Source organism: Phenylobacterium sp., assembly GCF_036563385.1.
GTDB lineage: Bacteria > Pseudomonadota > Alphaproteobacteria > Caulobacterales > Caulobacteraceae > Phenylobacterium.
In genome coordinates, this window is sequence record NZ_DATCML010000012.1 from 233,724 (window position 1) to 248,217 (window position 14,494).

Sequence of the window (14,494 nt, forward strand, 5' to 3'; positions counted from 1 at the left end):
ACTGCCCAGGTGGTCTTAGGCGACGGGGCGGCTCGTCCCCAGTTACTTCGCCGCAATCCTGGCGAAGCTAGCGGAACAGCCAGTCGTCGGGGCCGATTTGCCCCGGCGCCACGCCCTCCAGCGTGGTGATTAGGAACGGCCAGTCCCCGGTGTTCGGCGCGTCGCGGTCGAAGTAGACCTGTGTCGAGCCGGCGCCGTCGGAGCGGAACGCGAGCGTCCCGTCTGCGAGCGGGTTCGAGCCTGTGTAGCTTGCGTCCTGGAAGATGCCTCTTAGGTCGAGCTTATCCGTTCCCGGGGTGAAGTCGGCGATGCGCCCCGCGTTCCACGGCAGGTCGCCGTAGACGAAGTGGTCGGCCCCGCCCGCCCCGATCAGCCGGTCCGGCGTCTGGCTGGCGATCAGGGTGTCGTCGCCAGCGCCCCCGGTTAGGGTGTCCCCATAGCGGCTGGAGGTCAGCACCACGCCAGGCTGACCCGACGGCGGCGGAGGCTCTCCGCCCCCGTTGCCGCCGCTGGCGCTCAACTGCGTCCAGGTGAGGCCCGCGCTGGGGACCTTCTCCAGGTGCAGGAAGTAGTTAGGCCACTGCGGGCTCGGCCCCGCCGCATCGCGGTCCCAGAGGAGCTTGGAGCCGTTCTGGCCGTCATCGATGATCCAGAGGTGCTTGTCGCCGATGGGATCCGAGCCGCTGTAGCCCGAGGCCTGCAGCATTCCCGAGAGATCGAGCTTGTCCGTGCCGAGCGCGAAGTCGGTGATCCGCGCGGGCGCCCATGGTTCCTTCGCGAAGACGAACCGGTCGGCGCCGCCGGCGCCCGTCAGCACGTCCGCCCCCTGGCTTGCGTTCAGCGTATCGTCGCCGCTGCCGCCCGCCAGCGTCGAGCCCGGGCCGGGCGACGTGTAGATCTGCCCCGAGCCGGTAGACGGCGGCGGCGCATCGTCATTGGTGATCGTCCCGACGGCGCGGACGGCGGCGCCGAGCATCGCGCCCGTGGGCCCGGACAACGAGACCGTGAAGGTCTCGTCGCCCTCTAAGACGGTGTCGCCCGAGACGTTCACCGTCAGCACCTTTTCCGTCTCCCCAGGGCCGAACGTCAGGGTCCCGCGCGGCTCCTGGCCGCCGTGGGCGAAATCGGAGACGTCAGCGCGAACATCGCCCGTGCCGGCCGCCGTCCAGTTCACCTGCGACGTGCCGCTCGTCGGCCCGGTTCGGGTGACGATGAAGTCGAAGGCGGCGCCCCCCGACTGCCCCTCCGGGCGCGCCAGTGTCGGCGTGGAAAAAGCGATCGTCGTCTGCGCGGGTGGCGGCCCGCTCGAGGGCGGGCCGGCGCCGACGGTGGCCCAGGTCAGGCCCTCGTGCGCCACCCCGCTGAGGGTGGTCACCTGATACGGATAGTCCCCGCCGCTCGCAGGACCATTGGCGTCGAACATCACCCGCGTGCCGCCGACGCCGTCCGCTTCGAAGCGGACCCAGCCATCCGCAACCGGATCGGAGCCGGAGTAGCCGTGGGCCTGGAAAATCGCCGAAAGGTCCAGCCGATCCGCGCCAGTCGTGAAGTCGCTAACGCGACCCGCGCCCCAAGGAAGCACGTTGAACTTGAACACGTCGGCGCCGGCGCCTCCGGTGAGCACGTCCTGGCTGCGGCCGCCGACCAGCGTGTCCGCCCCCGCGCCCCCGTTCAGGGTCGAGCCATAGTCGTTCGAGGTCAGGACGTTGCCGAGATTGTTGCCGGTGATCGACTGGGCGAAACGACCGACTGCGAGCACGTTCTCGCTGCCGATCTGAAGAGTGAACGTGGGGTCGGAGGTTTCTACGTTCGCCTCGGGATCCGCCCGCAGGTCGAAGTCCGCCGCATAGCCGCCGTACGGCAGGTCAGCGGAGACAGGATCGCCGCGGAAGGTGAGCAGGTTTCCGGCGAAGTGGGCGTAGAACGGGCCCATGTACTGATCGTAGGTGTAGAATTCACCCGTCTGCAGGTCGCGCACATAGAGACTGCTGCCGGAAGTTGCCTGGAAGCTCACGAAGCGACCGTCCCCGGAGATGCTCGGCTGCCACATGTCGACGCTGAACTGGAAGCCGCCCCCGTCGCGCGAGGCCAGGGTGAGTTGCCCTGTCTGCAGGTCCTTGACGAACACGTCCGCGCGGCCGTTGCTGTCGCCCGCGACGAGGTTGCTGGCCGCGCTAGAGAACACGACGTAGCGGCCGTCCGCCGAGATGTCGGTCCACTCGCTGGCGCCGTTCGCCTCGGCGCCGCCTGGCCCCATCGAGACGCGCGCCAACTCCCCGGTGGCCAAATCCTTGCGGAAGACGTCGCGCACGCCGTTGGTGTCCCCGCCGACCAGGTCGCTGGCGGAGCTGACGAAGGTCACGTACCGGCCGTCATCCGAGATTCGCGCGCGTATGGACGCGCCGTTCGGGACGCCGCCGGTGGCGTTCGTCGAGGTGTAGAGGGTGGTGCGGCTGATGGGGTCGATGACGATGACCTGGTCGGCCGCCGATGAGCTGCCGAGCTTGGCGCTGAAAACCGTCCGCGCGTTGTCAGCCACGTCGGCTTCGCTCACCAGGTAGGCTGGGGAGGCGAGCAGGTTGCTCACCTGATGGAGGCTGCCGTTGGTGATATCACGCAGGTAGATGTCAGCCTCGCCATCCGTTTCGCGGCCGCCGCCCAAGTCGGTGGAGTGGCTGAAGAAGCTCATGTAGCGGCCGCTGGCGGAGAGCTCGCTGTGGAAGGTGTGCCCGTTGCCGGACCACAGGGTCGTCGTCCAGCCGCGCACCAGGTCCTTGAGGACCACGGTGTGGAGACCGTTCACTTCGGCGGTCCAGACGCCGTATCGGCCGTCGGCCGACATGTCGATGCCCGTTGCGGGGTCCTGGAGGCGCCCTGCCGCGTCGTTGGTGAAGTAGGTGAGCTCGCCGTCCTGGCCGGGCGTGGGCATTCGTCGGTTCTCCGGGCGCGCACGACCGTGCGCCGCGGATGCGGCGCTGCGCTGCCGCACGGAAAACCAGACCGGATCTTCGAATGTTCCTAGGGCCGAGCTCCGTCAGCCGACGAAAAGCCAGCCGCCGGTCAGCGAGGACACCTGAACCCCCGCCAGCACCACCTGCGCGCCGCCGGCGATGCTCACCACCACGTCGGCCCCCGACTGGGCCACGGCGTAGGTCGAACCGGCGAGCAGGTTGATGCGGTCGCCCTCGGCGAGGTTGAAGTCGGAGATCCGGTCCATGCCGGCGTCCCCGTGGCTGTGGAAGATGTCCGCGCCTAGACCACCCGAAAGCGTGTCGTCGCCGCGATCCCCGGCCAGCCAGTCGTCGCCCGCGCCGCCGCGGACCACGTCGTCGCCCTGCCCGCCGCGCACGGTGTCCGCCGCGTCGCCACCGTCGCAGGTGTCGTCGCCGAGGTTGCCGTAGACGATGTCGACGCCGGCCTCGCCGAAGAGCTCGTCGTTGTCGCGGCCGCCCACCACCCAGTCGTTGCCCTCGCCGCCAAAGGCCCGATCGTCGCCCATGTTGCCGTTGATGTCGTCGAAAGCCGCTCCGCCGACCAGGGTGTCGCCGCCCTCGTCGCCGCGCAGATAGTCCTGGCCCTCGCCGCCTGAAATGGAGTCGTTCCCCAGTCGGCCGAACAGGCTGTTGGCGGCGGCGTTGCCGCCGATGGTGTCCCCGCCCGCGCTCCCGATGACGTTCTCGATCACCGTGCCATTCGCCGTCGCCACGTTGCGGCTCCAGACGTAGGTGTCGGCCTTGTCGAACTGCTGGGTCAGCCAGCTCAGGTTCTGCGCCCCGTAAACGCCGGCCCAGTGCTGCGCCTGCGCCTGCGCCGACCAATAGGCGATGCTCGAAAACGCGCCGGGCGTCAGGTCGATGATCGAGGCGCGGCTGTGCGCCGAGAGGTCGAAGGTGTCCAAGCCGCCGGTGTCGTAGACCGTTTCCAGGATCGGGGCCGCCTCGTTCCAGCGGTAGGTCGTCTCGCCGGCCGCGGCGGCGGCGTCGGCGCCGTACTTCGACTGGATGGCGACGATGTCGAAGAGCATCGGCGTGGACGGCATCACCAGGGCGCCGTTCTGCTCCAGGCCGGAGCCCGCCGTGCGCACCGTCTTCCAGACGGCGTCTCCGGCGTCGTGGTAGGACATGATCGTGTAGCGTTGGTTGTCGTACTCCGCCGGCAGGGTGACCGATCCTTCGAACGGGTGCTTGAGGCCAAGGGCGTGACCCAGCTCGTGAATCAGGGTGTGGAAGTCGTCGTCGGTCGGCTGGAAGGCGTGCGTCTTGATGCTGTCGTCCAGCCACAGGTCGCCGGCCCAGCTCGGCCCCGCGCCGAAATCCGGCGGCATGTAGGCATAGGCCACTGCGCCGTCGGTGAAGTCGTCCACGTCGGTGAACGCCACGCGGATGACCCCGGGGTTCTGCTGGTCATTGGTCTCCACAAGGCTCGGAGCGATCAGCCGGTCCCAGGCGACGATCGCCTGCCGGAAGGAGATCGCCTGGGCGCTGCTCAGCACGCCGTAGCCGGCGTTGTCCTGCTCGTCGCCGGCCGGGTAGCCCGCCCAGCTGCTGCCGAAGCCCGGGATGCTGTAGGTGATTGTCGACCCCAGCCACTTGGCGGAATCCGCCAGGGCGCCGATGATCTGCTGGTTGGTGACTGGCATGACGGCCCCCGCCGTGAATTTCGGCCAGTCTAGCGGGAAATCCTTCCGGTTCCTGACGAAAACGTCCGCGTCAGAAAATCCACGCGCCGCCCAGCGAGGTCAGCGACACGCCGACCAGCACGATCTGGTGGCCGCCGCCCATGTCGATGATCGTGTCGGCGCCGGCCTGACGGAGGCTGTAGGTCGTGCCTGGGTCGAGCTGCACGCGGTCGCCCTCGGACAGGCTGAAGTCCAGCACACGGTCGATCCCGGCGTCCTGCGAGCCGTGGAAGATGTCCGCGCCGCCGCCGCCGGCGATGGTGTCGTCGCCTCGATCGCCCGACAGCCAGTCGTCGCCGTCACGCCCGAACAGCACGTCGTTGGCCTGGCCGCCGCGGACCAGGTCCGCGCCCGCGCCGCCGTCGCAGGTGTCCTCGCCGAGGTTCCCGTAGACGATGTCGTCGCCGCCCTCGCCGGACAGGCGGTCGTTATCCTTGCCGCCGACCACCCAGTCGTTGCCTTCGCCCCCGAAAGCCACGTCGTCGCCGAGGTTGCCGTGGATGTCATCGAAGGCGCCGCCACCGGCCACGGTGTCGTTCCCGTCTTCGCCGCGCAGATAGTCCTCGCCGTCCCCGCCGGAAATCGAGTCCGCCCCGGCCCGGCCGAAGACCTGGTTGGCGGCCGCGTTGCCGTTGATGGTGTCGCCGCCGGCGGCGCCGATCACGTTCTCGATCACCGTGCCTGGGGCCGTCGCCACGTTGCGGCTCCAGGTGTAGACCTCGGCCTTGGCGAACTGCTGGTTCAGCCAGCCCAGCGACCAAGGGGCCGCCAGAGCGCTCGCCCAGTAGGCCGCCTGCGCCGAGCCCGACCAATAGCCGATGCTCGAGAATTCGCCCGGCGTCAGGTCGACGATCGAGCCACGGCTGTTCGCCGACAAGTCGAAGGTGTCCACGCCGCCGGTGTCGTAGATCGTCTGCAGGATCGGCCGGCTCTCGTCGAAGGTGTAGGTAGACGATCCGACCGCCGCCTCGGCCGCGCCATACTTCGCCTGGATGGCCACCACGTCGAACAGCATGGGCGTGCTCGGCCGCACATAGCTGGCGTCCAGCCCGACCCCCTGCGCGCTCGTGCGGCCGGTCAGCAGCACGCCGTCGACTGGCGGCTCGTAGGCCATGACCGTGTAGCGCAGGTTGTCGTACTCGGCCGGCAGGGCGGCGGCGTCGCCGAACGGGTGGCGCAATCCCAGCGCATGGCCGATCTCGTGCAGCAGGGTCCAGCCGTCGTCGGTGCCCGGGGTGAACCTCGAGCCTTTCAGCGCCTCGTCCAGCCAGATGTCGCCAGCCCGGCCGGAGCCGGCGCCGAGGAAGGTGTAGCCATGGGTGTCGGGCGAGCTGGCGCGATGGTCCTGCAGATCCGAGAAGGCGATGCGGATCTGGCCGGGCGCGGCGTCGCCCACCTCGGTCACGGTCGGGACGATCAGCTGGTCCCAGGCCGCCATCGCCTCCCGGAAGGCCGAAACCTGCACGGGGTTCAGCACGCCGTAGTCGGGGTTCGAGGGCTCGTCTCCGGCGCCGTAGTCGCCCCAGCTCGCGCCCGCGCCAGGCAGGCTGTAGGTCAGCCCGCCCGCCGGCCAGGACTGCGGGTGCGAGAGCGCGTCGATGATCTGCTGTGTCGAGACCGGCAAGGCGTTCCCCAGGGATGACGATCTCGCCTCGGCTACACCCGCATTGCGACCATCGGCGGCGGAGCGCTACCTGAGGCTGCAGGTCAGAGCCCCAGCACCATCTTGGCCATGATGTTGTGCTGGATCTCGTTGGAGCCGGCGTAGATCGAGGTCTTCCGGTAATTGAAGTACATGGGGGCCACCGTGGCCGCATAGTCCGGCCCCGCGCGCGGCGTGTTGGTCCGCCCTTCCAGCTCGGCCCAGGTGTCGCGCACGAACGGCTGGGCGTAGATCCCCGCCGCCTCCAGAGCCAGCTCGGTCATCGCCTGCTGCATCTGGCTGCCCTCCAGCTTCAGCATGGAAGACACCGCCCCCATGGCCTCGCCGTTGGCGCGGCCGGCGAAGACCCGCAGTTCGGTGGCGTTGAGCGCGCCCATCTTGATCTCGACCTCGGCCAGCTTCCGCCGGAAGTCGGGGTCGTCGATCATCCGCTGCCCTCGGCCGTTCTGCTCCAGGCTGGCGATCTTCTTGACCTTGTTCAGCATGTTCGACAGGCCCGGCGCATAGGCGTTGCCGCGCTCGAACTGCAGCAGGTACTTGGCGTAGGTCCAGCCCTCGCCTTCCTCGCCGATCCGGTTGGCCACCGGCACGCGGACGTTGTCGAAGAAGACCTGGTTGATCTCCTGGTCGCCCTCGGGCGGGCCGTCGAGGGTCGGGATCGGCACGATCTGGATCCCGGGGGTGCGCATGTCGAGCAGCAGGAAGGAGATGCCCTTCTGCCGGATCGGCTCGTTGGAGGTCCGGACCAGGCAGAACATCCAGTCGGCCCACTGGGCGTACGTCGTCCACGTCTTCGAGCCGTTCAGGATATAGTGGTCGCCGTCCCGCTCGGCCTTCAGGGCCAGCGAGGCGAGGTCCGATCCGGCCCCCGGTTCGGAGTAGCCCTGGCACCACCACACGTCCGTGGACAGGATCTTCGGCAGGTGCTGCGCCTTCTGCTCGGGCGTGCCGAAGGCCATGATCACCGGCGCGCACATGCGCAGTCCCATGTTCGAGGTGTTGGGCGCGCCGGCCAGCGCCATCTCCATCTCGAAGATGTACTTCTGCGACAGGCTCCAGCCCGTGCCGCCGTGCTCCACCGGCCAGTCGGGCGCGATCCAGCCCTTCTCGTGCAGCCGCTTCAGCCAGCGGACCTGGCCGGCCTTGTCGATATGGCCGTTCTTCGACTGCGCCATGCGCGCCCGCATGTCGTCGTCGTAGGCCTCGGCGATGAAGGCGCGGACCTCGTCCCGGAACGCGAGGTCTTCAGGCGTGAAGTCGAGGTCCATGGCCGCCCTACCCCACGCCGTCGAGGTATTCGATCTCCGGACGGCCGCCGAGCACCCCGGCGAACTTCGGCCCGGCCGCCTTGAAGTGATCGGTTCCACCGTGGTGGGTGAGCGCGTCCTGATCCTTGTAGAGCTCCAGCACCTTGTAGGTGTTCGGCTCTGTCCGGCTCTTGGTGAGCTGGTAGGCGATGTTGCCCGGCTCGTTGGCGCGCACCTGCTGGGCCAGCTCGGTGAAGAAGGTCTCGAACTCCTGGGCCTTGCCCTCCTGGATCCGCAGCGTCGCGATCACCCCAACCGTCATGCCGTCCTCCCAACATCTGTTTGAACCGAGACGGTAGTGGCGGGCCGGAGATGCCGCAAGCTCATCTAGCCTCCCCACTTTCCTTTGAAAGGCAGATCCAAGCCGCAACCGGACGCGCCGCGATGGCCGCGCCTTCTTTGATGGGATGGTGAGTCAGCTTGGGTCCCGGCGTTCGCCGGGATGAGCGGCGTGGAGGCCGCGCCTACGAACGCTCGTTCCAGCCGTAGGCCACCCAGTGGTGGCCGCCGAGGTGGCGGGCTTCGATGAGGCCGTCGGCGCGGGCCTTGGCCCGGGCGGTGCGGCGCGCGCGCATGGCGAGGCCGGCGAAGGCCAGCAGCGCCGAAGCCATGATGGCGATCACCGCCACCGTGGCGGCGAAGAACACCGCAAGCACCGCGCCCACGACCACCGCCGCGGCGGTGGCGAGCGTGCCGCCCACCATCGCGAGACTGCGGAGCGCGGATCCGTGCCGGGCGGCGAACGCTTTCACCATGGCTTCCTCTGTGCCCTCGGGGCGAGGGCTTAAACCGATTATGTCGGCCCCGCGGTTCCCGTCGTCAATAATCTATGAGCGTTAACAACCCGATTTGGGCTTTACGCCGCGCCTTCGAAGGCGAAGCTGCGGCGTTCGCGCATGATCGCGTCGAAGGCCGCGTTGATCGCCGCGGCCTTGGCCTCGGCCACCTCGATGAACTCGCTGGGCAGGCCACGGCCACGCGCCCGGTCGGGGTGGGCCTCGGACAGCACCGCCTTCCAGGCGGCGCGCACCTCCGCGTCGCTGGCGTCGTGCGCCACGCCCAGCACCGCATAGGGATCGCCCTGCTCGGCGCCCAGGTGGGTCGCCTTGATCCGGCGGAAGGTCAGCGGGCTCTGGCCGAACAGCTCCGAAACCCGTTCCAGGTAGGCCAGCTCGTCGGCGGTGACCGCGCCGTCCGACGTCGCCACATAGAACAGGCCGTCCAGCACATCCTCCAGGATCTGCGGGCAATGCCGGTAGCGCTTGGCCAGGCGCCGGGCGTAGCTCTCGAAGCCGCGGGTGGTCTGGCGCGCCAGCTGGTAGAGCCGCCGCACATTGCCCTGGCTGCCGTCCTCCGGCTGGAAGACGTGCGCGAACGCCTCGAACTCGTCGGCGTGGGCGTCACCGTCGGCCTTGGCCAGCTTGGCGCCCAGCGCCGTCACCGCCGTGGAGAAGGCGGGATCCTCGCCGGGCAGGCCGGGCGGGCATTCGGCGCATTCCGCCTCGTCGAGGTTGCGGACCGCCAGCCCTGCGATTTTGCGCCAGAAGCTCATCGGGTTAAGCCCAAGCCTTAAGAGTATGTCGTCGCCGTGACAATCGTTCGGAGAATGAAGTTTTGGACAGGCGGTGGAGTTTCTCGATCGACCGCGGCGGCACCTTCACGGACGTGATCGGCCGCACCTCCGACGGCTTCGAGACCTCGACCAAGCTGCTCTCCGCCTCCCCCGCCTACCCGGACGCCGCTGTGGAAGGCATGCGGCGCGTCCTCGACGTCGCCCCCGGGGCCCCGTTCCCGGCCGACCGGGTGGCGGCCATCAAGATGGGCACCACGGTGGCTACCAACGCCCTGCTCGAACGCGCCGGCGCCCGAACCCTGTTTGTCACCACCGAAGGCTTCGCCGACGTTCTGGTGATCGGCGACCAGGCCCGCCCTGATCTGTTCGCCCTGGTGATCCGGGGGCCCGAGCCGCTCTATGCGGGCGTCATCGAGGCGCGCGAACGCCTTGCCGCCGATGGCGGCGTCGTCACGCCGCTGGACCGCGAGGCGCTCGCCGAGCGCCTGCGCGCCGCGGTGGCGGAGGGCTACACCTCCGCCGCGATCGCCTTCCTGCACGCCGATCTGAACCCCGAGCACGAGCGAGCCGCCGGCGCCCTCGCCCACGAGGCGGGCTTCGCCTTCGTCGCGCTCAGCCACGAGGTCTCTCCCCTGCCGCGGTTCGTGCCCCGAGCGGAGACCACCGTCGCGGACGCCTATCTGACCCCCATCCTGCAGGCCTATGTCCGCCAGGTGGCGGACGCGGTGGCCGGCGCCCCGCTCTACTTCATGACCTCGGCCGGCGGGCTGGTGCGGGCTGAGGCGTTCCGCGGTCGGGACGCCGTGCTCTCCGGCCCCGCGGGCGGGGTGGTCGGCGTGGCGCGGACGGCGCGCCAGGCCGGGCGCGAGGCGGTGCTGGGCTTCGACATGGGGGGCACCTCCACCGACGTCTGTCGCTTCGCTGGCCGGCTGGAGCGCCGCGACACCGCCCGCGTCGCCGGGGCCCGCCTGCGCACGCCCATGCTGGACGTCGAGACGGTGGCGGCCGGCGGCGGCTCGGTGCTGGCCTTCGACGGCATGCGCGCGCGCGCCGGCCCCGCCAGCGCCGGCGCCGTGCCCGGCCCCGCCTGCTACGGCCGCGGCGGCCCGGCGGCCGTCACCGACGCCAACCTGGTGCTGGGCCGGCTCGACCCGCGGTTCTTCCCCAGCGTCTTCGGCCCGGCCGGCGACCGCCCGCTCGATGCGGACGCCGCCCGCGCCCGGCTCGCCGAGCTCGCCCGGGCCATGGGCGCCGAGAGCGTCCAGGCGGCGGCCGAGGGCTTCGTCGCCGTGGCCGTCGAGCAGATGGCCCAGGCGGTGCGCCGGATCTCCACCGAGCGCGGCTTCGATCCGCGGGAGCACGCGCTCACTGCGTTCGGCGGCGCGGCCGGCCAGGTGGCCTGCCAGACCGCCGAAGCTCTCGGCGTCACCGAGGTGCTCTGCCCCCGCTACGGCTCGGTGCTGTCCGCTTGGGGCATCGGCGAGGCCGAGGTCACGGCCCTGCGCCAGGCCGGTCTGGAGCAGCCGCTTTCCGACGACGGCCTCGCCGCAGCCCGTGGCCTGCTGGATCAGGTCGAAGCCGACGCCCGCGCCGCCCTCGCCGAGCAGGGCGCCCAGGCCGGCGCCGTCCGGCGCACTCTTCGCCTGCGCTACGACGGCGCCGACGCCGAGCTCCCCGTCGAAGCCGACGATCCGGCCGCCGCCAAGGCCCAGTTCGAGGCGGCCCACCACCGTCTCTTCGGCTTCGTCGAGCCCGACCGCACCATCCTCATCGCCGCCGTGGAAGCCGAGGCGGTGAGCGCCCCTTCTACCCTTGCCGGAGAAGGTGTTAGCCACAGGCTGACGGATGAGGGGTCCCGCTCCACTCTCACGGCGGAGGCGGCGCCCGATGAGTCCGGCGCGACCCGTCATCCGATCCGCTCCGCGGGCCACCTTCTCCCGCAAGGGGAGAAGGTGTCGATGTACGCCCACGGCGCCTGGCGCGACGCCCCGGTCATCCCCGCCGAGGCCCTCACGAGTATCGACGGGCCGGCCCTGGTGGTCCGCCCGGACACCCAGATCGCGGTCCTTCCGGGCTGGCGCGCCACGGCCGACACCGACGGCCTCATCCGCCTCACCCGCACCTCGGCTGCGGCCCGCCAGCAGATCGCCCTCGACAAGCCCGACCCGGTCACCCTCGAGCTGTTCAACCGGCGCTTCATGGGCGTGGCCGAGGCCATGGGCGCGGCCCTCGAGCGGACGGCGCATTCGGTGAACATCAAGGAGCGGCTCGACTTCTCCTGCGCCCTCTTCGACGTGGACGGCGGCCTGGTGGCCAACGCGCCGCACATGCCCGTCCACCTGGGCTCCATGGGCGCCAGCGTCCGCGCCGTCCGCGACCGCCACCCGCAGCTGCGCCCCGGCGACGCCTTCGCCCTGAACAACCCCTACGCCGGCGGCACCCACTTGCCCGACATCACCGTGGTCATGCCCGTGTTCATGGCCCGGGAGGACGAACAGCCCACCTTCTACGTCGCAGCCCGAGGTCATCACGCCGACGTGGGCGGGGTGCAGCCGGGCTCCATGCCGCCGTTCTCCACGACCATCGACGAGGAGGGCGTGCTGCTCGACGCCCTGCCGATCATGCGCGACGGCCGCTTCCTGGAGGCGGAGGTGCGCGCGGCCCTGGCGGCCGGTCCCTTCCCTGCCCGCGCGCCCGAACGAAATCTCGCCGACCTGAAGGCCCAGATCGCCGCCTGCCAGGCCGGCGGCGCAGCCGTCGCCGAGATGATCCGCGCCCACGGAGGCGAAGCGGTGGCCCGCTACATGGGCTTCGTCCAGCAGAACGCCGCCCAGGCGGTGCGCCGGGCGCTCGGCCGGCTGTCCGACGGCGAAGCCCGCGTGCCGATGGACGGCGGCGGCGAGATCGTGGTGCGCACCTCGGTGGACTCGGCCGCGGGCGAGGCGGTGCTCGACTTCACCGCCAGCGCCGACCAGCTCGCCTCGAACTTCAACGCCCCCTCGGCCATCGTCGACGCGGCGGCGCTCTATGTGTTCCGCACCCTGGTTGACGACGACATCCCGCTGAACGCCGGCTGCCTGGAACCGCTGAAGATCCTCACCCGCGAGGGCTCCATGCTGAGCCCCCGGCCACCCGCCGCGGTGGTGGCCGGCAATGTCGAGACCAGCCAGCATGTGGTCGACGCGCTCTACGCCGCGCTGGGGATCATGGCCAACGCCCAGGGCTCGATGAACAACTTCACCTTCGGCGACGAGCAGCGGCAGTACTACGAGACCCTCTGCGGCGGCGCGGGCGCCACCGCAGACGCCGACGGGGCCAGCGCCGTCCACACCCACATGACCAACTCGCGGCTCACCGACCCCGAGATCCTCGAGCGGCGGTTCCCGGTGCGGGTGGAGCGTTTCGCGATCCGCCACGGCTCGGGCGGCGACGGCGCCCGGCGCGGGGGCGACGGGGCCGTCCGGCGCATCCGTTTTCTGGCGCCCATGGAGGCCGCCCTGCTGTCCTCCCGGCGAGACCACGCGCCCCAGGGCCTGGCCGGCGGGGCGCCCGCCCGGCCCGGGCGGCAGCGTTTGATCGAGGCGACGGGCGCGGCTAGAGAACTTCCCGGCTGCTTCTCCGTTACAGTGAAGCCAGGGGACGTCATCGAGATCGAGACCGCGGGGGGCGGGGGGTTCGGTCGCGCGGCGCCCGAAAATCGCTGAAATTCAGGATGATGACTGACGGTATGACCGCGTTCGCTCTCGCCCTCGCCCTCCTGGCGCAGGACCCTTCGTCGGCCGCCGCTGCGGCTACCGCCCCCGCCGCGCCGGCCGCAGCCGAGGCCGCGCCGACGGGCCACCCCACCGGCGCGCCCAAGGAGGACTACCCGTTCGTGGCCTGGTGCTACGGCGCCCTGCGCGGCTACCTCGACCTGCACGACGAGGTCATCCCGGAAGTCCGCCGCATCGAAGGCGCCTTCCGTCCACCGGGTCGCACCCTGGCCGAGGACATGAAGGTCTACGCCGACCAGCAGGCCTACGGCCGCAAGAAGCTGGTGGAGTTCCAGTCCGCGCTCACCGCCGCCGAGAAGGCCAGCCTGCGCCCGATCAATCAGCAGGGCGCCGCCGCCGTCCGCCAGGGCCGCGGCATCTGGAACCACGGTCCCGACACCAAGAAGGCCACGGTCGCCCAGATGTGGATGAGCTGGGCCCTTCCCGCCAAGTGCGAAAGCGTGGCCAGCAATCTCGAGCAACGCGCCAAGCTCATGGGCGCGACCTTCAAGGTCAACGCCCTGGAGGAGACCCCCGAGGCCGCCGCGCCCGCAGCCGACAGCGCCGCGGCGGACGCTCCGAAATAGCTCCGCTCACCCCGGCGGAAGCCGGGGCCCAAGCCGAGGTCGGATCAAGCCGAAGTCCGCATGGGTCCCGGCTTTCGCCGGGATGAGCGGATGTGTTCAGAGAGGCCGCCCGGCGCGGGCGGCCTCGTATTCCACCACGTCGTGGGCGCAGATCATCTTTACGCCCGCCCCCTGGTCCAGGGACAGCTCGCGCAGGCGCGCCTGGTTCTCCAGCCGGGAGCGCCGGTCGACCTCCATCATGTTCTGGTAGAGCCTGAGGCCTGGCGTGCACTTGCGGTCCGGCCGACGGACCTCGTCGCGGTAGAAGTAGGCGTCGCCGGCGTGCAGCAGCCAGCCGTCGCCGGTGTCCACGGCGATGCCGGCGTGGCCCCAGGTGTGCCCCTTCAGCGGCACCATCAGGATCTCCGGCGGCAGGCCCTCAAGCTGGCGCACCGCCTGGAATCCGAACCAGCCCTCGCCGTCGGGCGCGTAGCGCCGCCAGTTGCGCACCTCATCCAGCTGCATGGGGCGGTAGCGGTTTCGAGGCACGAAGCCCGTGCGCTGGTGAAAGGCCTCCAGCTCCGCCGCCATCACGTGGATGGTGGCGTTCGGGAAGTCCTCGAGCCCGCCGGCGTGGTCGAAGTCCAGGTGGGTCAGCACGATGTGCCGCACGTCCGCCGGCGAATAGCCCAGCGCCTCCACCTGGCGGATCGCCGTCTCCTGCTCGCGCAGCCGGATGTTGAGCATGGCCGCGAACGGCCGGCTGAGCCTCGGGAAGGGGTCGCGCACGTCCTTCAGGCCATAGCCGGTGTCCACCAGCACCAGGCCCTCGTTCGTCTCGATCAGCAGGCAGTGGCAGACCAGGTGGCCTAAGGGTCCGGCGCTTCGCCCGTCGAACAGGCCGCCGCCGAAGGGACAATCCGTCCCGCAGTTGATGTGATGGATCCGCATCCGT

10 protein-coding genes are annotated in these 14,494 nt (G+C 70.4%); 2 read left to right on the top strand and 8 right to left on the bottom strand.

Features of this window, described 5'->3' with window-relative positions:
• Positions 1–67 precede the first annotated feature (67 nt).
• The 7 genes from VIL67_RS12375 to VIL67_RS12405 form a co-directional block, all read right to left on the bottom strand.
• Positions 68–2,929, bottom strand: a complete 2,862-nt coding sequence (locus VIL67_RS12375) for a type I secretion C-terminal target domain-containing protein (protein WP_332049204.1) — start codon at positions 2,927–2,929, stop codon at positions 68–70.
• A 105-nt stretch (positions 2,930–3,034) separates the two neighbouring features.
• Complete coding sequence (locus tag VIL67_RS12380; protein WP_332049205.1) at positions 3,035–4,639, bottom strand: M10 family metallopeptidase; 1,605 nt, start codon at positions 4,637–4,639, stop codon at positions 3,035–3,037.
• A 70-nt stretch (positions 4,640–4,709) separates the two neighbouring features.
• Positions 4,710–6,302: a M10 family metallopeptidase gene (locus tag VIL67_RS12385; RefSeq protein WP_332049206.1), complete on the bottom strand. Its 1,593-nt coding sequence runs from the start codon at positions 6,300–6,302 to the stop codon at positions 4,710–4,712.
• Between the two features lie 83 nt (positions 6,303–6,385).
• The gene (locus VIL67_RS12390; protein WP_332049207.1) at positions 6,386–7,609 is read right to left on the bottom strand and encodes an acyl-CoA dehydrogenase family protein; all 1,224 of its coding nucleotides are present in this window, start codon (positions 7,607–7,609) and stop codon (positions 6,386–6,388) included.
• A 7-nt stretch (positions 7,610–7,616) separates the two neighbouring features.
• On the bottom strand, positions 7,617–7,910 hold the full coding sequence (locus VIL67_RS12395) for a putative quinol monooxygenase (protein ID WP_332049208.1): 294 nt from the start codon (positions 7,908–7,910) through the stop codon (positions 7,617–7,619).
• Positions 7,911–8,112: 202 nt separating this feature from the next.
• A complete protein-coding gene (locus tag VIL67_RS12400) occupies positions 8,113–8,403 on the bottom strand; it encodes a hypothetical protein (RefSeq protein ID WP_332049209.1) in 291 nt (96 codons plus the stop codon).
• A 101-nt stretch (positions 8,404–8,504) separates the two neighbouring features.
• Positions 8,505–9,200, bottom strand: a complete 696-nt coding sequence (locus VIL67_RS12405; RefSeq protein ID WP_332049210.1) for a TerB family tellurite resistance protein — start codon at positions 9,198–9,200, stop codon at positions 8,505–8,507.
• 62 nt (positions 9,201–9,262) lie between these two features.
• On the opposite strand from VIL67_RS12405, the gene VIL67_RS12410 reads away from it, so the two are divergent.
• Together VIL67_RS12410 and VIL67_RS12415 are read left to right on the top strand one after the other, a co-directional pair.
• Positions 9,263–12,925 carry a hydantoinase B/oxoprolinase family protein gene (locus VIL67_RS12410; protein WP_332049211.1) on the top strand — a complete coding sequence of 1,221 codons (3,663 nt, stop codon included), beginning with the start codon at positions 9,263–9,265 and terminating at the stop codon, positions 12,923–12,925.
• A 23-nt stretch (positions 12,926–12,948) separates the two neighbouring features.
• Positions 12,949–13,560, top strand: coding sequence for a hypothetical protein (locus tag VIL67_RS12415; RefSeq protein WP_332049212.1), 612 nt, complete (start codon positions 12,949–12,951; stop codon positions 13,558–13,560).
• A 96-nt stretch (positions 13,561–13,656) separates the two neighbouring features.
• On the opposite strand, the gene VIL67_RS12420 is transcribed toward VIL67_RS12415, so the two are convergent.
• On the bottom strand, positions 13,657–14,490 hold the full coding sequence (locus tag VIL67_RS12420; protein WP_332049213.1) for an MBL fold metallo-hydrolase: 834 nt from the start codon (positions 14,488–14,490) through the stop codon (positions 13,657–13,659).
• Positions 14,491–14,494 lie beyond the last annotated feature (4 nt).

What these genes read in the sequence shown, in the direction of transcription:
- VIL67_RS12405 (WP_332049210.1), bottom strand. Translation starts at nt 9,200, where the DNA reads ATGAGCTTCTGGCGCAAAATCGCAGGGCTGGCGGTCCGCAACCTCGAC.
- VIL67_RS12395 (WP_332049208.1), bottom strand. Translation starts at nt 7,910, where the DNA reads ATGACGGTTGGGGTGATCGCGACGCTGCGGATCCAGGAGGGCAAGGCC.
- VIL67_RS12375 (WP_332049204.1), bottom strand. Translation starts at nt 2,929, where the DNA reads ATGCCCACGCCCGGCCAGGACGGCGAGCTCACCTACTTCACCAACGAC.
- VIL67_RS12415 (WP_332049212.1), top strand. Translation starts at nt 12,949, where the DNA reads ATGACCGCGTTCGCTCTCGCCCTCGCCCTCCTGGCGCAGGACCCTTCG.
- VIL67_RS12390 (WP_332049207.1), bottom strand. Translation starts at nt 7,609, where the DNA reads ATGGACCTCGACTTCACGCCTGAAGACCTCGCGTTCCGGGACGAGGTC.
- VIL67_RS12380 (WP_332049205.1), bottom strand. Translation starts at nt 4,639, where the DNA reads ATGCCAGTCACCAACCAGCAGATCATCGGCGCCCTGGCGGATTCCGCC.
- VIL67_RS12420 (WP_332049213.1), bottom strand. Translation starts at nt 14,490, where the DNA reads ATGCGGATCCATCACATCAACTGCGGGACGGATTGTCCCTTCGGCGGC.
- VIL67_RS12400 (WP_332049209.1), bottom strand. Translation starts at nt 8,403, where the DNA reads ATGGTGAAAGCGTTCGCCGCCCGGCACGGATCCGCGCTCCGCAGTCTC.